The 19,609-nt window shown below is 61.8% G+C and carries 20 protein-coding genes and 1 tRNA gene; 14 read left to right on the top strand and 7 right to left on the bottom strand.

Annotated elements, in window-relative coordinates; all coding sequences use genetic code 11:
• Window positions 1–251 precede the first annotated feature (251 nt).
• Entirely contained in the window at window positions 252–683 is a 432-nt protein-coding gene (locus ACR0AO_RS13560) for a hypothetical protein (RefSeq protein WP_480604389.1), read from the top strand.
• 8 nt (window positions 684–691) lie between these two features.
• Here ACR0AO_RS13560 and ACR0AO_RS13565 read toward each other — a convergent pair.
• The 4 genes from ACR0AO_RS13565 to pdxH all read right to left on the bottom strand — a co-directional run bounded on the left by ACR0AO_RS13565 (window position 692) and on the right by pdxH (window position 2,544).
• Window positions 692–768 (bottom strand) — tRNA-Pro (locus tag ACR0AO_RS13565).
• Window positions 769–811: 43 nt separating this feature from the next.
• Window positions 812–1,351 carry a DUF192 domain-containing protein gene (locus tag ACR0AO_RS13570; protein WP_480604391.1) on the bottom strand — a complete coding sequence of 180 codons (540 nt, stop codon included), beginning with the start codon at window positions 1,349–1,351 and terminating at the stop codon, window positions 812–814.
• Window positions 1,290–1,817 (bottom strand): cold-shock protein, encoded by a 528-nt coding sequence (locus ACR0AO_RS13575; RefSeq protein ID WP_480604393.1) that lies wholly within the window; start codon window positions 1,815–1,817, stop codon window positions 1,290–1,292. The genes ACR0AO_RS13570 and ACR0AO_RS13575 overlap by 62 nt, the downstream gene beginning before the upstream one ends.
• Window positions 1,818–1,938: 121 nt before the next feature.
• Complete coding sequence (pdxH, locus tag ACR0AO_RS13580; protein WP_480604395.1) at window positions 1,939–2,544, bottom strand: pyridoxamine 5'-phosphate oxidase; 606 nt, start codon at window positions 2,542–2,544, stop codon at window positions 1,939–1,941.
• Window positions 2,545–2,679: 135 nt separating this feature from the next.
• Between pdxH and fabI the strand changes: the two genes are divergently transcribed.
• Together fabI and gpt are read left to right on the top strand one after the other, a co-directional pair.
• Complete coding sequence (fabI, locus tag ACR0AO_RS13585) at window positions 2,680–3,486, top strand: enoyl-ACP reductase FabI (protein WP_480604397.1); 807 nt, start codon at window positions 2,680–2,682, stop codon at window positions 3,484–3,486.
• 4 nt (window positions 3,487–3,490) lie between these two features.
• The gene (gpt, locus tag ACR0AO_RS13590) at window positions 3,491–4,000 is read left to right on the top strand and encodes a xanthine phosphoribosyltransferase (RefSeq protein WP_480604398.1); all 510 of its coding nucleotides are present in this window, start codon (window positions 3,491–3,493) and stop codon (window positions 3,998–4,000) included.
• A 32-nt stretch (window positions 4,001–4,032) separates the two neighbouring features.
• Here gpt and ACR0AO_RS13595 read toward each other — a convergent pair whose 3' ends face one another.
• Window positions 4,033–4,212 carry a hypothetical protein gene (locus ACR0AO_RS13595; RefSeq protein ID WP_480604400.1) on the bottom strand — a complete coding sequence of 60 codons (180 nt, stop codon included), beginning with the start codon at window positions 4,210–4,212 and terminating at the stop codon, window positions 4,033–4,035.
• Between the two features lie 75 nt (window positions 4,213–4,287).
• Here ACR0AO_RS13595 and ACR0AO_RS13600 point away from each other — a divergent pair, with 75 nt between their 5' ends.
• From ACR0AO_RS13600 to ACR0AO_RS13615, 4 genes are all read left to right on the top strand, one after another.
• Window positions 4,288–5,499 carry an aminotransferase gene (locus ACR0AO_RS13600; RefSeq protein ID WP_480604402.1) on the top strand — a complete coding sequence of 404 codons (1,212 nt, stop codon included), beginning with the start codon at window positions 4,288–4,290 and terminating at the stop codon, window positions 5,497–5,499.
• A 79-nt stretch (window positions 5,500–5,578) separates the two neighbouring features.
• Window positions 5,579–7,420: a peptidylprolyl isomerase gene (locus tag ACR0AO_RS13605; RefSeq protein ID WP_480604403.1), complete on the top strand. Its 1,842-nt coding sequence runs from the start codon at window positions 5,579–5,581 to the stop codon at window positions 7,418–7,420.
• Window positions 7,421–7,432: 12 nt separating this feature from the next.
• Complete coding sequence (trpE, locus tag ACR0AO_RS13610; RefSeq protein WP_480604405.1) at window positions 7,433–8,944, top strand: anthranilate synthase component I; 1,512 nt, start codon at window positions 7,433–7,435, stop codon at window positions 8,942–8,944.
• Window positions 8,941–9,507: a HutD/Ves family protein gene (locus ACR0AO_RS13615; protein ID WP_480604406.1), complete on the top strand. Its 567-nt coding sequence runs from the start codon at window positions 8,941–8,943 to the stop codon at window positions 9,505–9,507. Before trpE ends, ACR0AO_RS13615 begins: the two co-directional genes overlap by 4 nt.
• 46 nt (window positions 9,508–9,553) lie before the next feature.
• On the opposite strand, the gene ACR0AO_RS13620 is transcribed toward ACR0AO_RS13615, so the two are convergent.
• Window positions 9,554–11,005 carry a divergent polysaccharide deacetylase family protein gene (locus ACR0AO_RS13620; RefSeq protein WP_480604407.1) on the bottom strand — a complete coding sequence of 484 codons (1,452 nt, stop codon included), beginning with the start codon at window positions 11,003–11,005 and terminating at the stop codon, window positions 9,554–9,556.
• Between the two features lie 195 nt (window positions 11,006–11,200).
• On the opposite strand from ACR0AO_RS13620, the gene ACR0AO_RS13625 reads away from it, so the two are divergent.
• The 6 genes from ACR0AO_RS13625 (at window position 11,201) to lexA (ending at window position 16,026) form a co-directional block, all read left to right on the top strand.
• On the top strand, window positions 11,201–11,782 hold the full coding sequence (locus ACR0AO_RS13625; protein WP_480604408.1) for an anthranilate synthase component II: 582 nt from the start codon (window positions 11,201–11,203) through the stop codon (window positions 11,780–11,782).
• A complete protein-coding gene (gene trpD, locus ACR0AO_RS13630) occupies window positions 11,779–12,798 on the top strand; it encodes an anthranilate phosphoribosyltransferase (protein ID WP_480604410.1) in 1,020 nt (339 codons plus the stop codon). The genes ACR0AO_RS13625 and trpD overlap by 4 nt, the downstream gene beginning before the upstream one ends.
• Window positions 12,795–13,607 carry an indole-3-glycerol phosphate synthase TrpC gene (gene trpC / locus ACR0AO_RS13635; protein WP_480604412.1) on the top strand — a complete coding sequence of 271 codons (813 nt, stop codon included), beginning with the start codon at window positions 12,795–12,797 and terminating at the stop codon, window positions 13,605–13,607. Before trpD ends, trpC begins: the two co-directional genes overlap by 4 nt.
• Complete coding sequence (gene moaC, locus ACR0AO_RS13640) at window positions 13,607–14,080, top strand: cyclic pyranopterin monophosphate synthase MoaC (RefSeq protein ID WP_480604414.1); 474 nt, start codon at window positions 13,607–13,609, stop codon at window positions 14,078–14,080. Before trpC ends, moaC begins: the two co-directional genes overlap by 1 nt.
• A complete protein-coding gene (locus ACR0AO_RS13645) occupies window positions 14,077–15,249 on the top strand; it encodes a molybdopterin molybdotransferase MoeA (protein ID WP_480604415.1) in 1,173 nt (390 codons plus the stop codon). The genes moaC and ACR0AO_RS13645 overlap by 4 nt, the downstream gene beginning before the upstream one ends.
• A 78-nt stretch (window positions 15,250–15,327) precedes the next feature.
• Window positions 15,328–16,026 (top strand): transcriptional repressor LexA, encoded by a 699-nt coding sequence (lexA, locus tag ACR0AO_RS13650; protein ID WP_480604418.1) that lies wholly within the window; start codon window positions 15,328–15,330, stop codon window positions 16,024–16,026.
• An 8-nt stretch (window positions 16,027–16,034) separates the two neighbouring features.
• On the opposite strand, the gene ACR0AO_RS13655 is transcribed toward lexA, so the two are convergent.
• Entirely contained in the window at window positions 16,035–18,050 is a 2,016-nt protein-coding gene (locus tag ACR0AO_RS13655; RefSeq protein ID WP_480604421.1) for a ComEC/Rec2 family competence protein, read from the bottom strand.
• Between the two features lie 77 nt (window positions 18,051–18,127).
• On the opposite strand from ACR0AO_RS13655, the gene gltX reads away from it, so the two are divergent.
• Window positions 18,128–19,528: a glutamate--tRNA ligase gene (gltX, locus tag ACR0AO_RS13660; RefSeq protein ID WP_480604423.1), complete on the top strand. Its 1,401-nt coding sequence runs from the start codon at window positions 18,128–18,130 to the stop codon at window positions 19,526–19,528.
• Window positions 19,529–19,609: the final 81 nt, after the last annotated feature.

Consider the following 19,609-nt stretch of genomic DNA (forward strand, 5'->3'; position numbering starts at 1 on the left):
CCCGCCTTTCCGCTGTTGCCGGTCCCGGCGACGCGTCCGATTCCTCCACAGGTTGTTCACAGGGTCGAGTACAAGGCCACGGACAAGCAACGCAATTTTTTTCTTTGTTTTCAGGTTGGGTTATGTCGCGTAATGTGTGAAATCGATACCATCGATAGCCCTGGCCGGGCGCTGGGAATCAGTGCCGAATGTTTTTGCGACTGGCCCCAAGCGCGGTTGATGACCTTTGACCTGATTTGGACCGTCGACCGATGCGCGCATATCTGTTTCCCCTGCTTCTGACCGCGACCGTGGCATGCACATCACAAGATATAGCGGCTTCGCGCAGCGCATCTTACCAACAATATCCCGATTCTCTGATCCGCGCATTTGAGGCGTCCTGCTCGGACCCGGGCGAAAGAATACGCCGCCCGACCCGCAGTTCGGTCGAATGCCGGCAACTGCTGCCGCCAAACACGACAGCCTATCTGATTCTGACGTACGATGGCACGCCCGAGAAACTGCCTGAAAGCGTGATGCGCATGATCGTCTCGGATGTACCCGGCGGTCACCGCGTCGATACCGAGTTCTTTCTGGACATTCCCCGCAAGGAGCGCGGCGTCACACGGGTCAGGATCGAAAGCAGCAGGCTGGACCGCAAAGTCGAGCGCTTGCTGAAGGCAACAGGCGGAACGCCTCTGTGACTGGAAAGTGGTCGGGGCGGCAGGATTCGAACCTACGACCCCCTGTACCCAAAACAGGTGCGCTACCAGACTGCGCCACGCCCCGGACCGTGCGCCTTCCTAGCGATGTGTTTTCGATTTGAAAAGCCCTAACAGGGCCAGATCGCCGGCCCTTTTGAAAAAATATCATGCCGCAGTACGGTTCCCGCCGAAATCCCGTACCTACGAGCCAGTCCGGCATTGATCTCGAACACGGCATACACGTCATCGCCGCCAGAGATGGCGGTTTCATCCAGCGGAATTGCGTTCTCATGAACCCGCTGCACGGTTCCGGTCCGGTCAACGAAAATCATGTCGAGCGGAATCAGCGTGTTTTTCATCCAGAACGCCACGGTTTGCGGCGGGTCGAACACGAAAAGCATGCCTGAACGCTCCGCCAACTCCTCCCGGAACATAAGCCCTTGGGAACGTTCCTGCGGTGTCACCGCAAGTTCGATGTTGAAACGAATCTGGGACCTGTCGTTTTTCAGATCCAGGACGGTTGGCGAACATTGCGCCTGCGCGCTTTCCACCGCAAACGCCACAATCAGCCCGGCAGAAAGGAGGAGTTTTTTCAACACCACGGGGTCAGTTTTCGACCGCCGCTTCCCAAGCCAGAACCTGGGCGGCCATCCGACCACGTTTTCCATCGATCACACGCATGGCAAGCGCTTCTCCGGGTTGAAGGTCGGCAAGCCCGGACCGGCGCAGCACTTCGATATGCAAAAACACATCCTCGTCCCGCCCGAACACGTTGGCAAAACCAAAGCCCTTGCCTTTGTCGAACCATTTCACACGGGCGGCTTCCAGCGGCGCCTGCGCGATCGCCTCGGGCGAAAGCTCGGCAAAATCCGAAAGCAGCATCGAATCGGCCCGTTCCGGTGGCGCGATGGCAACCACCTCGACGGCCTGCACGCCCCGGTCGGTCCGGTGGGTCATGATCTCGATACCGGCCCCGTCGGCGACCGAACTTTGCCCAAAGTTCCTAAGGACATTCACATGCAGAAGAATGTCGGGCCCGCCTTCGTCGGACACAACGAATCCATACCCCTTGGCGGGGTCGAACCATTTTACGTGTCCGCGGACTCGTTGCATGCTGTTCAGATCTTCCGGCACTTGCTTTCCAACGTCAATTTCGCCCATCCCAATGGCTGTCGATGTGTATGGAAATGGGAGGCAAATTCAAGCTGAAAAACTTCAGCGTTTTCCATACACTGCATTTCACGCGGCGTAATTGTCATGGGCTCAACCTCTGCACATGCCACGCCGAAGCACGGTCCTGGCGGCGCCACACGAACCGGTCATGCAACCGGAATGCTCCATCCGCCCAGAACTCGATCTCGGTCGGCATCAGCCTGTACCCGCCCCAAAACGGAGGGCGTGGCGGATTGGGACCCAGCCTCGCAGTCACCTTTGCCACCTCTGCCATCAGGGCCGCGCGGCTCGCCAACGGTTGAGACTGGCGCGATGCCCATGCGCCCAATCTGCTCTTGAGGGAGCGTGATGCGTAATATTCGTCAGCCATTGGCCCTTCTTCTCGGGAAATGGTGCCGCGTGCGCGAATCTGCCGTCGCAGTGATTTCCAGTGTATCACAAAGGCCGCTTTTCCGGCACTTTCGAGTTCCTGCGCCTTCGTGCTTCCATAATTCGTATAGAAAACAAAGGCATCCGGCTCGATCCCCTTCAACAGAACCATGCGCACATTTGGCAGGCCACTCGAATCCACGGTGGACAGCGCGATCGCATTCGGATCGTTCGGTTCTGACTTTTCGGCGTCGCGCAACCATCCGCCCGCTATCTTAAACGGGTCGGCACCAGCGAAGATGCCATCGCGTTCGCTCATATCCATCCCCTTGAACGACTTGTTTGCGACCCTAAGGCGAGAACTCCGCCCAGGCAATAGCTCGTGGCCTTGAAGCAATCAGACCAATGGCATAAACCTCACCAACACAACGCGACGACAGGCGGAGAACCGAACATGTCAAATCAGTTGATGGCCGGCAAGCGCGGCCTCATCATGGGACTGGCCAATGACAAATCCATTGCGTGGGGCATCGCCCGCGCCTTGTCCGAGGCCGGGGCCGAGCTTGCTTTCTCCTATCAGGGGGACGCGCTGAAAAAGCGGGTCGATCCGCTGGCCGCCCAACTGGGCAGCGAGATCGTGTTGCCCTGCGACGTCAGCGACGAAGATTCGATCGACGCCTTGTTCGACGCTTTGGGCGAGAAATGGGGCAAACTGGATTTCATCGTGCACGCCATCGGCTTTTCCGACAAGAACGAGCTGCGCGGTCGCTATGTCGACACCAGTCGGGCCAATTTCAAACTGACCATGGATGTGTCGGTCTATTCCTTCACCGCCGTGATGCAGCGCGCCGAAAAGCTGATGACCGAAGGTGGCAGCGCCATCACCCTGACCTATTACGGTGCCGAGCAGGTAATGCCGCATTACAATGTCATGGGGGTCGCCAAGGCTGCGCTGGAGGCGTCGGTGAAATATCTGGCCGAAGATCTGGGCAAGGATGGCATCCGCGTCAACGCGATCTCGGCCGGCCCGATCAAGACGCTTGCCGCGTCCGGCATCGGTGACTTCCGCTATATCATGAAGTGGAACGAGTATAACTCGCCCCTGCGCCGCAACGTGACCATCGACGATGTGGGCAACTCGGCCCTGTATCTGTTGTCGGACCTGTCCGGCGGTGTGACCGGCGAAAACCTGCATGTGGATTCGGGATATCATATCGTCGGCATGAAAGCCGTCGACGCACCGGACGTTGAAAAGGGTTAAGAACATGAGCGCCAAGGATCGCCTGCCGCACGAAAAAGGGTTTCACATCAGCTGGGACCAGATTCACCGCGATTCCCGCGCTCTGGCGTGGCGGCTGGACGGTCAGGGCCCGGATGACGGCGCCTGGCGCGCGGTGGTTGCGATCACCCGTGGCGGCATGGCCCCGGCGATGATCGTTAGCCGAGAACTGGACATCCGCACCGTCGATACGGTCAGCGTCAAATCTTATCACCATCAGGCACAGGGTGTGGCCGAAGTGCTGAAATCGCCGGATGCCGAGCTGATGGGCGATGGCGAGGGCGTGCTGATCATCGACGATCTGGTGGACAGCGGAAAAACGCTGGAACTGGTGCGCCAGATGTATCCCAAGGCCCATTTTGCCACCGTCTATGCCAAACCCAAGGGCCGCCCGATGGTCGACACTTTCATCACCGAGGTCAGCCAGGATACATGGATCTTTTTTCCGTGGGACATGGCGCTGCAATATGTCGAACCCTATCGCGGCACGGACTGAGGCCGCATTCGGCCTCAGCTTATTTTGCAGCACTACCGTTTGCTGTCAGGCGTGCGTTTTACTGGCGTCCAAGTATTGCCAGATTTTGTGGTCGGCGGAAGGGGCTTGTTATCCGGCACCGTGGTATAGTTGTCTTTCTTACCACCGCGCGGTCCTACCTCTTGAAAAATGCCGCCGTTTTTGCCTGTGTTTGTACCAGGTTTCTTGCCCATGAGATCACCCCCTTTCATTGGGCGCAGACATCGAGTGTCTAACTGATACAGCGAGAACGAATCGGGATCAAGAGATTGAAAGAAATATATCAACCACCCAAATCGTCGCACCCAAGACAAACCCGCACCGCCGCCACTTTCGCGCCGCCCGTGATGGAAGCGCGCCGCTGGATTGAGGGAGTCGATTTTCCCAACGACCGCCCCCTGATCAACGTCAGCCAGGCGGCCCCGGTCGACCCACCGCCCGAGGCGCTGCGCCGGGCCATGGCCGATTTTGCGATCAACGAAGACCGCGCGCATCTTTATGGCCCGGTTCTGGGCAACCATGATCTACGCGCGGAACTGGCCGCCGGGATTTCCGGGCACTATGGCGGCTCAGTCACGACGGCTCAGGTGGCGATCACCTCGGGCTGCAATCAGGCCTTTTCCGCTGTGATCGCGGCCATCACCGGCGAAGGGGACGAGGTGATTCTGCCCACTCCCTGGTATTTCAATCACAAGATGTGGCTCGACATGGCGGGCGTTCGCGCGGTGGACCTGCGCACGGGGAATGATCTGTTACCCGATCCGGAAATGGCGCGATCACTGATCACCGGCAGAACCCGGGCGATTTCACTGGTCACCCCCAACAATCCCGGCGGGGTCGAATACCCGGCGGAACTGGTGCGCGCTTTCCATGATCTCGCCAAAGAACACGGGATTCGCCTGTTGGTCGATGAAACCTATCGCGATTTCGACAGTCGCGGCGGCGCTCCGCACGATCTGTTCACCGATCCCGATTGGGATGAAACGCTGGTGCATCTCTATTCCTTCTCCAAGGCCTACCGGCTGACCGGTCACCGGGTCGGGGCTCTGGCCAGCAATCCCGCCTTGCTGTCCGAGATCGAAAAGTTCCTCGATACAGTTGCGATCTGTCCCGGCCAGATCGGCCAGTTCGCGGCGCTCTGGGGCACGCGGAACCTGCCGCAATGGCTGGCAGGGGAGCGCGCGGAAATCCTCGACCGCCGGGCGGCGATATCCGAAGGCATGCCTGCGCTGGAGGCAAAGGGATGGCGGCTGCTGGGACTGGGCGCCTATTTCGCCTATCTTGAGCATCCGTTCGACTTGCCATCGGACGAGCTGGCCAGGGAACTGGTCGGGAAAGCGGGTGTGCTGCTGCTGCCGGGAACCATGTTCATGCCGGCGCATGACAGCTCGGGGCAAAGGCAGGTACGCATCGCTTTCGCCAACCTCGACCGGGCCGGTATCGGGAGGCTGTTCCAGCGGTTGCAGGCCGTTACCTTCTGAGCTTGCTCCCCGCCTGTACCCGTCGTATTCAGGGCCGCAACAAACAGGGCAGAGAAACGCCGTAAGACTAGGGGGCACCATGGCCGCGCGCATCAAGAGCTTGTCTAACACCTTTGTCTGGATCCTGATGGGCCTGCTGATGCTGGGCCTTGCCGGGTTCGGCGCGGTCAACCTCAGCGGTACCGTGCGCACCGTGGCCCAGGTTGGAAATGAAAGCATTTCCGTCGACGCCTATGCCCGGGAGTTGCAACGCGAAATCCGCGCCGTCGAGGCGCAGACCGGACAGCCCATGCAGATGTCGCAGGCCCGCGATCTCGGTCTCGATCAACTGGCCTTGGCACGCCTGATCGCTTTGGCCGCTCTGGATAACGAAGTGGCGCAGATGGGGGTCTCGGTCGGCGATGAGAATCTGCAGAAGGAAATCGTTCAAATTCCGGCCTTTCAGGGCATCGACGGATCGTTCGACCGCGAAGCCTATCGTTTCCAGTTGGAGCAGGTCGGCCTGAGCGAGGCCGAATTCGAAGCCGACATTCGCAAGGAAACCGCGCGGACATTGGTGCAGGGTGCTGTCATGGCCGGCATCACCATGCCCGAAACGATGGCCGGCACGCTGGCCGATTACGTGGGCGCACGGCGCAGCTTTACCGTGGCCACGCTGGGCGCCGACAGTCTCCAGACGCCGGTACCCGCGCCCTCCGACGAGCAGGTTCAAACCTATTACGACGAGAACACCGGCCAGTTCACCCTGCCCCGCACCAAACGGCTGACCTATGCGCTGCTGTCGCCCGAAATGCTGCTCGATACGGTCGAGCTGGACGATGAGGTGGTACGCCGCCGCTATGAGGAGCGCGTAGAGGAATTCCGCCAGCCCGAACGCCGTCTTGTCGAACGGCTGGTGTTTGGCGACGATGAGGCCGCAAGAGATGCGATGGCGCAGATCGAGGTGGGCGGCACGAGTTTCGAGCAACTGGTCGGAGATCGCGGTCTCGATTTGCGTGACATCGACCTGGGCGATGTCACAGCCGACGATCTTGGGGGCGCCGCCGACGCCGTTTTCTCGGCGAAGGTGGGCGATGTGGTTGGCCCCCTGCCCTCGGATCTCGGCCCGGCGCTGTACCGGATCAACGGGTCTCTGGCCGAGCAGATCGTCACCTTCGAACAGGCCGAGCCCGAGTTGCGTGACGAGCTTGCCACCGACCGCGCCCGCCGCCTGATCGAGACGCAAACCGAAGATATTAACGACCTGCTGGCAGGCGGCGCGACCCTGGAGGAACTGACCAGCGAGACCCAGATGGAGCTTGGTCAGATCGACTGGACCGAGGACAGCAGCGATGGCGTTGCGGCTTATGACGGCTTCCGTGCAGCGGCTGAGGCCGTGACCGAGAGTGATTTCCCCGAGATCGCCTTTCTTGAGGACGGCTCGATCTTTGCACTGCGTCTGGACGAGGAACTGGCCCCCAGACCGGAACCTCTGGACAGCGCGCGCGACAAGGTCGTCGCGGCATGGGTACAAGCGGAAACAGCTAGGGCGCTGCAGGAACAGGCCAGCGGCCTGCTGGTACAGCTTGCCACCGACGGCGATTTCACCGCAACCGGACTGCCTTTCCGCGTCGAGAACGGGTTGACCCGCACCGCTTATCTGGACGGCACGCCTGTCGATTTCATGAACCGGGTTTTCGAGATGGAGCCTGGCGAATTGCGTGTGCTCGCGGGCAATGGCGCCGCATTGATCGTGCGGCTTGACGAAATCCTTCCGCCTGCAGAAACCGAGGATCTGACCCAGATGCGTGCTGCCCTGGGCGAGCAACTCAATCAGGCGCTGGCGCAGAACATCTTTGACATCTATGTGCGCGATGCCCAGTCCCGCGCGCGTCCGACGCTGGATCAGCGTGCGCTGAACGCCGTGCAATCCAATTTCTGACGAGAGACGGAAATGGCCCTGACCCCCGATTTCGAAACCTTCGCGCGCGCCTATGAGGCAGGCGAAAATCAGGTCGTCTATACCAGACTTGCCGCCGATCTGGATACGCCGGTGTCGCTGATGCTCAAGCTGACGGGCGCGCAGAAGGACGCCTTCATGCTGGAATCCGTGACCGGCGGCGAGGTGCGCGGACGCTATTCCATCGTCGGGATGAAGCCGGATCTGATCTGGCGTTGCCATGGAGAGCAATCCGCGCTCAACCGTTCTGCACGCTTCGATGCGGATGCCTTCGCGCCGCAGGATGGCGACCCGATGGACAACCTGCGCGCGCTGCTGACCGAAAGCCGCATCGCCCTGCCCGATGACCTACCGCAGGCGGCAGCGGGGCTGTTCGGCTATCTGGGTTATGACATGGTGCGGCTGGTGGAATACCTGCCGGACGTGAATCCCGATCCGCTGGGCCTGCCTGACGCGGTGATGCTGCGGCCCTCGGTGGTGGCGGTGCTGGACGGGGTCAAGGGAGATGTCACCGTGGTCTCTCCCGCCTGGGTCAGCGACGGGCAATCGGCCAAGGCGGCCTATGCCCAGGCGGCCGAGCGGGTGATGGATGCGGTGCGCGATCTGGAACGCGCCATGCCGGCCGAAACCCGTGATCTGGGCGACGCGCTCGAGGTTGGACCTCCGGTGTCGAATTTCACCAAGTCCGGCTATATGGAGGCGGTCGAAAAGGCCAAGGAATACATCCGCGCGGGTGACATTTTTCAGGTCGTTCCGGCGCAGCGCTGGATGCAGGATTTCCCGCAGCCGCCCTTTGCGCTCTACCGTTCGCTGCGGCGCACCAACCCGTCGCCGTTCATGTTCTATTTCAACTTCGGCGGCTTTCAGGTGGTGGGGGCAAGCCCCGAGATTCTGGTGCGCGTCTTCGGCAACGAAGTCACCATCCGCCCCATCGCGGGGACCCGCCCGCGTGGCGCGACACCGGAAGAGGACCGCGCGCTGGAGGCGGACCTGCTGGCCGACAAAAAGGAACTGGCCGAGCACCTCATGCTGCTGGATCTTGGCCGCAACGACACCGGCCGCGTCGCCAAAATCGGCACCGTGCGACCGACCGAGAAATTCATCATCGAACGCTACAGCCACGTCATGCATATCGTGTCGAACGTCGTCGGCGAGCTGGCCGAGGACAAAGACGCACTGGATGCGTTTTTTGCGGGCATGCCCGCAGGCACGGTTTCGGGAGCCCCCAAGGTCCGCGCGATGGAGATCATCGACGAGTTGGAGCCCGAAAAGCGCGGCATCTATGGCGGCGGGGTCGGATATTTCAGCGCCGGTGGCGACATGGACATGTGCATTGCCCTGCGCACCGCCATCGTGAAGGACCAAAAACTGTATATTCAGGCGGGCGGTGGTGTCGTCTATGACAGCGACCCCGAGGCCGAATACATGGAGACGGTGCACAAATCCAATGCCATCCGCCGTGCCGCCGCGGATGCCTCGCGCTTCACCGGCAACGGAAACCGGTGACTGACGTCAGCGACATACGAATCGTCAAGCCCGAGCAATTCGTGTCGTCGCCGTGGAAAAACGGCGGCGGCGTAACGCATGAAATCGCGCGCGCGGACCGGGGCGGTCAACTGCTCTGGCGGCTGAGTATTGCCGAGGTTGATCGGGAGGGGCCGTTTTCGGTCTTTGCAGGATTGCAGCGTATTCTCACCGTCATCTCGGGTGCAGGAATGAATCTGCAGGGCGCGCGGGAAACCCTGGAGGCAGCACCGATGTCACCGTTGCCCTTTTCCGGCGATCTCGCACTGAACGGCACACTGATCGACGGGCCGGTGCGAAATTTCAACCTGATCTTTGACCCGTCCCGGCTTTGCCCGCGCGTGACATGCCACCGCGCGCCAAAACGGCTTTGTTTTCCGGATCATTCCGCCGGGGTGTTCATGGTTTCAGGCCAGGCCGAAATCGGCGGGGTCGAAGTGTCGCAGGGCTCGTTTGCGATCGGACAGGCGTTTGATGCTGAACTGGCGCCAAACTCAGCGGCGATTTGCGTCGAGCTGCGCCCCGTGGTGTCCACCGCATATTGAGGGCTGATACCACATCCGCCGGGATATGACGGCGCGTCGGGCGTGCTTAGCCCCCAACCCCATCTTTCAGAACCGCCGAAATCGGCGCCAGCGAAACCCGGCTTGCGCGGTCCTGCAGTCCCCAAAGCAATAGCGCCGAAACCGTATCCGGGCGCACCCGGCCCAGCATGACCACCGCGCCCTCCTGCCCGGCACGGAACGCGGCCTGATCCAGGAACCGCCGCATCACCTTGGGTTCCTGCCCCGCACCGTCGAAATCGCGGAACACCACCGCCGACGGTACACCGTTACGGGCCGCAAGTTTCTGGGCGGTATTCAGGCCGTTGTCCTGCATGACCAGGCCGCGACCCGTGTCACCGGCAATCGCCGCGACCTGCTCCGCCAAACCCCGGTTGCCCTGCACTCCGGTCAACGTACCTTCGAGGATACCGACCGTTTCGGGCAGGGATTCAAGCCACACCGCCATCGAAACCTCGGCATCCTTCGCTGTCGCTTCCAGCGGCATGTCGGTCATCACCATCACCTCAAAGCCCGCAGCCCGGTAGCGGGCCATTTTTTCGCCGGCTTCCGGATCGGCCGGGCTGATCGCAAAACTCAGGGGATAGGGAAAATCCGCCAGCGCCTCGGCCCCGAATGACCCGATATCGTCGATCAGAACAATCGCCATCAATGGCCGACCGCCCGGGTTATCGAAATCGGCTGCATATTCCTCGATCGGCGGACCGGCCGGTTCCGGCGCCGCTTCGACGGGTTGCTGTTGCGGTTCGTCGTCACGCTCTGTCAGCGGAACGACACGGGTTCCCACCCGTGGTGCGGCAGAGTCGGTGCCGTCTCCGCCAATCTGCGGCAATTCCAGAGCCTTGGGTCGCTCAGGCGATTCGAGCGCCGGCCGTTGATCCGGATCGTCCTGAGGAGCGGGAAGATCAGGTTGGTTTGCTTCCGGTTGCAGGGCGGCAATCTCGGTGTCTGGCGCAGGTGCGGGCTCCGGAGTTGCGATTTGCTCGGGCTCCGGCTGATCCGCCGCCACTTCCTGAGCCTTGGCGGCCGACGGCTGCGCGGGCTGGTTGTCGACCAGAACCGGCTGCGCACTGTCCGGCGGCAAGGCAGGCAGTGCGGCAGGCTGGACCGGCGCGACAGGTGCCACCGGAGCGACGTTCGCGGCAACGTCGGTCGTGACCTCCGGTGACGCGATTTTATCGGCGTCTGTCGCGATTTCCGGTCGCGGGATCGGTGTTTTGTCGGTTTCCGCGAGAACGGCGACATTGTCCTCTCCAACCGTCTCAGGGTCCGGAGCGCGCGGCGCAAGTTCAACCAGATCGGCATCCGCTCCGGCCTTGTCCACCCCCTCCTCCGCCGCGGCCTGTTCGGTCAAAGCTGAGGCTGGGGCAACGCTTTCCACTTCGGGGTTTCGCGCCATCGGTGACGTCAGCGACAGATAAACCCCGGCTCCGACCAGTATGGCCGCGCCTGCTAGAACCCCTCCCAGAAAACCCTGCATTTCTGCTTGCCCCTATCCTGGTCTGTCGCCAAATCCGGTTTTACCGTGTTATGCGGCCCTGACCCGCGCGGATGCAAGAGGCGGAAGTGCCCTTGACGCTGCCGCACAAGCCTGAGCATGTATGTCCCGAACATTATACCGTGGCCGGGGACTACACCACCAGTCCCAAAAGCCCAAGTCAAGACACGTGCCAAGATGCTGCTGCTGATCGACAACTATGACTCGTTTACCTACAACCTCGTCCACTATCTGGGAGAGCTTGGAGCCGAAATGATCGTGCGCCGAAACGACGCGCTGGACGTGCAGGAGGCGATGGCGATGAACCCGGCGGGCATTCTGCTGAGTCCGGGCCCCTGCGATCCGGATCAGGCAGGCATCTGTCTGGCCCTCACCGAGGCCGCCGCCGAGACCCGAACCCCCCTGTTGGGCGTCTGTCTGGGGCATCAGACCATCGGTCAGGCATTTGGTGGCAAGGTCGTGCGGTGCCATGAGATCGTGCATGGCAAGATGGGGATGATGCACCACGCCGGCAAGGGTGTGTTCGCGGGCCTGCCCTCACCGTTCGAGGCGACGCGCTATCACTCACTGGTGGTGGAACGGGAAAGCCTGCCGGATTGTCTGGATGTGACCGCCGAATTGGAAGACGGGACCATAATGGGTCTCCAGCACAAGGACCTGCCGATTCACGGTGTGCAGTTCCACCCTGAATCGATTGCGTCAGAGCATGGGCACGCCCTGCTCAAGAATTTTCTGAATGAAATGAAGGTCCCCGCATGAGCGATGCGCTGAAACCGTTGATCGGGGCGGCCGCCGACCGGCCGCTGACCCGCGCCGAGGCAGAGGCCGCCTTTTCCATCCTGTTCGAAGGCGAGGCCACGCCCAGCCAGATCGGCGGACTGCTGATGGCGATGCGCACCCGCGGCGAGACGGTAGACGAATACGCCGCCGCCGCCGCCGTTATGCGCGCGAAATGCCACGCGGTGAATGCGCCCGAGGGTGCCATGGACATCGTGGGCACTGGCGGCGACGGCAAAGGCACGCTGAACATCTCAACCGCCACGGCCTTTGTCGTGGCGGGTGCGGGCGGGACGGTCGCCAAGCACGGCAACCGCAACCTCAGCTCGAAATCGGGCGCGGCGGATGCGCTGGGGCAGATGGGAATCAACGTCATGGTCGGCCCGCAAGTGGTTGAAAAGGCGTTGAATGAGGTTGGTATCGGCTTCATGATGGCGCCCATGCATCATCCGTCGATCGCCAATGTAATGCCGACCCGGCAGGAACTTGGTACGCGTACCATCTTCAACATTCTCGGCCCGCTAACCAATCCCGCAGGGGTCAAACGTCAGTTGACCGGGGCGTTCAGCCGCGACCTGATCCGGCCGATGGCCGAGACGCTGGGCGTTCTGGGTGCGGAGCGGGCCTGGCTGGTCCATGGTTCGGACGGCACCGACGAACTGACGATCACCGGCGTCAGCTGGGTTGCCGCCTGGGAAGAAGACGCGATCAAGGAGGTCGAGTTGCACCCCGAAGATGCCGGCCTGCCGGTGCATCCCTTCGAAGATATTCTGGGCGGAACGCCCGAGGATAACGCCGTGGCCTTTCGTGCGCTTCTGGATGGCGCACCTTCGGCCTATCGCGACGCGGTCCTGCTGAACGCGGCCGCGGCGCTGGTTGTGGCCAACAAGGCCGGCGACCTGCGCGACGGCGTTGCCATGGCCACCGAGAGCATCGACAGCGGCAAGGCCAGGGAAAAAATCACAGCACTGGCCCGCATCACACAGGAAGGCGCATGACCGATACGATACTCGACAAGATCAAGGCCTATAAGCTTGAGGAAGTCGCCGCCGATAAAGCGCGACAGCCGTTGGAGCAGGTCGAGGCCCAGGCACGCGAGGCTGACCCGGTACGCGAATTCGCCAATGCGCTGACCGCCGCCAGCAGGTCCGGATACGGGTTGATTGCCGAAATAAAAAAGGCCAGCCCATCGAAAGGGTTGATCCGCCCCGACTTCGACCCGCCTGTACTGGCCCAGGCTTATGAGGCCGGTGGCGCGACCTGTTTGTCGGTTCTGACGGACACGCCCAGTTTTCAGGGTGCCAAGGAGTATCTGACCGCGGCCCGCGCCGCGTGTGATCTGCCTGCATTGCGCAAGGATTTCATGTATGACCCCTATCAGGTGGTCGAGGCCCGCGCGCTTGGGGCCGACTGCATCCTGATCATCATGGCTTCGGTCAGCGACGAGCAGGCCGCCGAGTTGGAACAGACCGCCTTTGACTGGGGCATGGATGTTCTGATCGAGGTGCATGACGAAGAAGAACTTGAGCGTGCAACCAAGCTCAAAAGTTCGATGATTGGGATAAACAACCGCAATCTCAAGACCTTCGAGACCTCACTTGATACAACGCGCAGGCTGTCGAAACTGGTTCCCGCCGGACGGATGATCGTCTGTGAAAGTGGCCTGAACACGCCCGAAGATCTGGCCGACATCGCCCGCTATGGCGCCCGAAGCTTTTTGATCGGCGAAAGCCTGATGCGCCAGGATGATGTGGCGGCGGCGACACGCACGTTGCTGGCCAACCCTCTGGTGCCGGGGGCAATGTGATGCCGCTGACGCATTTCGATAGCAAAGGCGACGCCCATATGGTGGACGTGTCGGACAAGGCGGTAACCGATCGGGTCGCCGTGGCCGAGGCTCACATTACCATGGCCCGGGAAACCTTTGAAATCATTTCCGAAGGGCGTGCGAAAAAAGGTGATGTTCTGGGTGTCGCGCGGCTCGCCGGAATCATGGGGGCCAAGAAAACTCCGGATCTGATCCCGCTTTGTCACCCTTTGCCCATCACGAAAGTTGCCGTCGACCTGACACTTGAACCTGACCTGCCCGGCATTCGGATTCAGGCGACGGTCAAGACCTCGGGCCAGACCGGGGTGGAGATGGAGGCGCTGACGGCCGTTTCAACCGCCGCGCTGACGGTCTATGACATGGCCAAGGCCGTGGATAAGGCGATGGAGATTGGCGGCATACGCGTGTTGCTGAAAGATGGCGGAAAATCTGGACGTTACGAGGCGAAATGATATCTGTCGACGAAGCCCGCGCTCTGTTGCTTGATCTTGTTTCCCCGTTGCCGTCCGAAGTTGTCGGCATCGGTGATGCAGCGGGGCGCGTGTTGGCCGACGACGTCATGGCAACCCGGGACCAGCCGCCTTTCGCGGCCTCGGCGATGGACGGATACGCGGTCAAATCCGCCGAAGTCGAACTGCATGCGATGTTCAAAGTAGTCGGTGAGGCGGCCGCCGGACATCGTTTCAATGGCGCATTGGGTGCGGGTCAGGCGGTGCGTATCTTCACCGGAGCACCTGTCCCCGAAGGCGCGGATTTCGTTGTTATTCAGGAAGATGTCGACCGTCGTGACGATCTGATCACCATCACGAATGATCCCGGCTCCAAAACGAATATCCGCCCGGCCGGCGTGGATTTCTCCCGGGGGGCAAGGATTGCCGCGCCGCGGGTATTGCGGGCCGAAGACGTCGCGCTGATGGCGGCCATGAACATCCCCGAAATACCAGCCACCAAAAAGCCCGAAATTGCTCTGATCTCGACCGGGGACGAACTTGTGATGCCGGGCGAAACTCCCGGTCCCGACCAGATCATTGCGTCGAACACGTTCGGCCTCAAAGCGTTGCTCGAGGGGATTGGTGCGCATGTCCGCATCCTGCCTATCGCACGCGACACGGTATCATCACTGGAAACCGCGTTCGGACTGGCCGCGGGCGCCGATCTGGTCGTCACCATTGGCGGCGCTTCGGTGGGCGATCACGATCTGGTGGCCGAAGTCGCCGCCGGTCTGGGCATGGAACGGGCATTCTACAAGATCCGGATGCGGCCGGGAAAACCGCTGATGGCCGGCCGCATCGGACAAACACCAATGGTGGGCCTGCCGGGCAATCCGGTTTCGGCAATGGTCTGCGGCTATCTGTTCCTGGCGCCCATGGTTCGGCGCATGCTGGGCCTTGAAGACGCCGTACCCGCCTTTCGCCGCGCGCGCCTTGCCACACCGATTTCCCAAAACGGCCCGCGCGAACACTACATGCGCGCGGTGCTTGACGAAAACGGTATCCGCGCCTGTGACGATCAGGACAGTTCCCTGCTCAGCGTTCTCGCCCGGGCCAATGCCTTGCTGGTTCGCCCGCCGGAAGACCCCGCACGGGATGCGGGGGACGAAGTCTGCTACCTCCCGTTGTAGCATTGGCGCAATGCCGTTGACACAAAACGTGAACATGCGTAGAACAAAAGCAAACGCATGAGCGACGAGGTATGAGCGATGCTGACAAAGAAGCAGTTGGATTTGCTGGAATTCATCCACAAACGCCTGCAGGCGGACGGGGTGCCGCCCAGTTTCGACGAGATGAAAGAGGCGCTGGATCTCAGGTCAAAATCCGGCATCCATCGCCTGATCACGGCGTTGGAGGAACGCGGCTTCATCCGTCGCCTTGCCCATCGCGCCCGCGCCATCGAGATCGTCAAGCTGCCCGAAAGTCTGGGCGGCGAGCCCACGGCAAGCTTCAAGCCGCGCGTGATCGACGGAGATCGCCCGGACGGTCCGCGACCCGCGAATGTGGAGCCGGTGGTGGCTCACGCGCTCGAAGTACCGGTTATGGGCCGGATCGCCGCCGGTGTCCCGATCGAGGCAATCAGTCACGTCTCGCACCAGGTCGCGGTGCCCGGTTCGATGCTGTCCGGCAAGGGCGAGCATTACGCGCTGGAAGTGCGCGGCGACTCGATGATCGAGGCGGGGATCAATGACGGCGATGTGGTGGTGATCCGCGAAACCTCAGTGGCGGACAATGGCGATATCGTGGTCGCGCTGGTCGACGATCAGGAGGCCACCCTGAAACGGTTCTTCCGCCGTGGCGGCTCCATCGCGCTCGAGGCCGCGAACCCGGCGTATGAAACGCGCGTGCTTCCGTCGGACAAGGTCAAGGTGCAAGGGCGGCTTGTCGGGCTGATCCGGACCTATTGACGCCGGTCTCACGGTGACCAAAGCCGCGCGCCTGAAATCGCGCGGCTCTGCCGTATCCGGCCGCCTGAGATTGCAAGGCTTCCCGTTTCGCGCAGCTTGGCCGGGTCAAACAGGAGGCAGTCACCCGACAGGTTCAAGGGCACCTGCGAAATCACAATCTGGTTGACGGCACAGCTTTCGATGCTCGCAGCCGCCGCTTTGCCGGTGACATGAATCAATTCCCTGCCACCCAGATCAATGCGGCGCGGGCCAGCCTGATCGTCGGGCCACCGCAACGCCGCCCCGGCCTGATCGGCTCCGTCACCGTCATTTTCCAGCCACACTGATGCGATGAACCCGCTGCCGCGCGCTTTGCTGAGCGCCCGCCCCTTGGCTGTCATCACCCCCACCAGAGCGCCGGTATCCGCCACTAGAACATTGGGACGCTGCCCCTGCCCCCACAGGCTGACCGCCACGACGGCTCCGACCGCACCGAGCAAGCGCCCGCGCCCTTGCCAAAGGATCAGAAAAAGCCCGGCCAGTGCCATGGCGGGCAACACGTAAGGTGGCGGGCTGGCGACATAGCCCCGCGCACCCTCCAGCCCCGAGACCCAGTCCGCAACGGCCAGAATCCACCGCAATCCGATCCCCATCAGCCAGAAACCGATCCACTGCAGCCCGAACGGCGTAAGCAGCGCTGCCAGAACAGCTGCCGGAATAACAAGGCTTCCCATGACCGGAACAGACAGCAGATTGGCCAGCAGGCCGTAATGCGCCAGCGCATTGAAATGCGCTGCAGCCACTGGGGCCGTGGCAAGACCGGCGACCGATGACGAAAGCGCCAATGTCATGAAAGGCCGAAACGGACCGCGCATCACCGCAACCTCACGATCCCGAAGCGCACCGAATACCGCCACCAGTGCTGTGGTCGCGGCAAATGACATCTGAAAGCCCGGGCTGAGCAAAGCGTGCGGCTGCAAGACCAGTACAATCATGGCCGCCACCGCGACTGCCCGCAGCGAAATCGCGCGCCGGTCCACGAGGATCGCGCATAGCATGACCGCCACCATGACAAAGGCCCGTTCCGTCGCCACACTGCCGCCGGACAGCAACAGATAGGCGGTGGCCGCCGCGAGCGCCATCACCGCAGCGATTTTTCTGACCGGCAGGCGGAGCGCGAGCACCGGAATGAGCGACAGGGCGATGCGGGCGGCGGAAAAAACGAACCCGGCAAGCAACCCCATATGGAGGCCCGAGATCGCAAGCAGATGCGCAAGATTGGAGGCCCTGAGCGCCTCAAGCGTCACCTGTCCGACTGCGCTCCGGTCGCCCGTGGTAACAGCGGCCGCAAAACCACCGACTTCGCCCGGCAGTTCGGATTGAACGTGATTGGATACCGCCAATCGTATGGTTGAGATCCGAACCCCATCGCGCGCCGCCCCGGGCGGTGCAATTGTCAGAACCGGAACCCGCGTGTAGCCCACCGCGCCCAGCTGCTGAAACCAGGCATGGCGGCGGAAATCGAATCCGCCCGGCTCGACCGGGCCTTGCGGCGGCGACAAATGCCCGGTGGTCATGATCCGCTGGCCGGGCACCAGCGGCACGGCATCCCCGTGAACCGAGATTCGGATGCGCGCGGGGCGCTCCCCCTCCGGCACACCTTTGAGGCGTACCCGATCGAGCGTTACCCGCAGCGCATCCGAAGCAGACCGGTCCAGGCCTACGACCCTCCCCTCTATGGGGCCGTAGTAGCGCCATTTCAGAACCGGCTCTGCCACATTGTGCGCCTGCGCCCCGGCAAGGATTGCACCCCCGGAAACCAACGCCAGCGCCCATGCGATTGGTGCCCAGGCGGCGCTCGCAACGCGTGCGGCAAGGATCGAAACCAGCATGACCAGCCCCGCCCCGACGTAGTCGAAGAGGCCCGGTTCGCGCCCCAGTGCGAAATACCCCCCGATCCCAACCGCCAGAAAAACCGGCGCCCAGGGGAACAGATACCCACGCTGAGCCAGCATTGCCGCCTCGGCCCTTGCCAGTATGCGCATGGTTGCTCCTGCCCGCCTGGCTCGTTAGACAAGCGCAAACTAGAACCTCAATGGTTACCAAAAGGTAAACGCCCGAAATGTCCGAACAGATCGTCACCCGTTTCGCCCCATCTCCAACCGGTTTTCTGCATATCGGTGGCGCACGCACCGCGCTTTTCAACTGGCTTTATGCCCGCGGCCGGGGCGGCAAATTCCTGTTGCGGATCGAAGACACCGACCGCGAGCGTTCGACCCCCGAGGCGACGGACGCGATTCTGCAGGGTCTGAACTGGCTCGGTCTGGATCATGACGGTGACGTGATCAGCCAGTTCGAAGGTGCCGCGCGCCACGCCGAGGTTGCGCATGAACTGCTGGCTCAGGGCAAAGCCTATAAATGTTTCGCAACCCAGGAAGAGATCGCAGCCTTCCGCGAACAAGCCCGCGCCGAGGGTAGATCCACCCTGTTTCGCAGTCCCTGGCGCGACGCGGACGCCAGCACGCACCCGGACGCACCCTTTGCGATCCGGATCAAGGCGCCGCAGGACGGCGCCACCATCATTCGCGACCAGGTACAAGGGGATGTTACCATCCGCAACGACCAGCTTGACGACATGATCCTGCTGCGTTCGGACGGGACGCCCGTTTATATGCTGGCCGTGGTTGTCGATGACCATGACATGGGGGTGACGCATGTGATCCGCGGCGACGATCACCTGAACAATGCCGCGCGCCAGATGATGATCTATCAGGCGATGGAATGGGAGGTGCCGGTCTGGGCGCATATCCCGCTGATCCATGGACCGGACGGAAAAAAACTCAGCAAACGTCACGGCGCGCTGGGGGCGCAGGAATATCAGGCGATGGGCTATCCCGCTGCCGGCATGCGCAACTATCTGGCCCGGCTGGGCTGGAGCCATGGCGACGACGAGTTTTTCACCGATGCGCAGGCAAAGGAATGGTTCGACCTCGGTGGCATCGGCAAGAGCCCTGCCCGTTTCGACCTGAAAAAGCTCGAAAACCTCTGCGGCCAGCATATTGCGATATCGATTGATGCTGCACTGCGGCAAGAAATCGAAGCCTATCTGGCCGCGGCAAATCTTCCTGCTCTCACCTCCGCACAATCCGGTGACCTCGAACGTGCGATGTATTGCCTCAAGGATCGGGCGCGTACATTCCCGGAACTGCTTGAAAAAGCGCATTTTATCTTGACGCCTCGACCAGTTGAGCCGGATGAGAAGGCGGCAAAGGCCCTGACGTCAGTATCCGACGGTATACTGAACGAATTGACGCCGCATCTGCAAAATGCTAGCTGGACCCGAGACGGACTGGAGGATACCCTTAATGCATTCGCTGAAATGCAGGGGGTAAAGTTCGGCAAGTTGGCCGGCCCTTTGCGGGCGGTACTGGCAGGCCGGGCAGTGACGCCTTCGGTATTTGACATGATGCTTGTGTTGGGGCGAGATGAAACCCTGGCACGGCTTTCCGACGCAGCGAAATAGTTCCCGCGCCTTGGTTCGGGGCACGCTGCCCAGCTAAGACCAGGACTGCGCATCAACGCGCAGCCGTTGCCCGCTGGTTCG

It is taken from the genome of Ruegeria sp. AF8 (genome assembly GCF_056541825.1).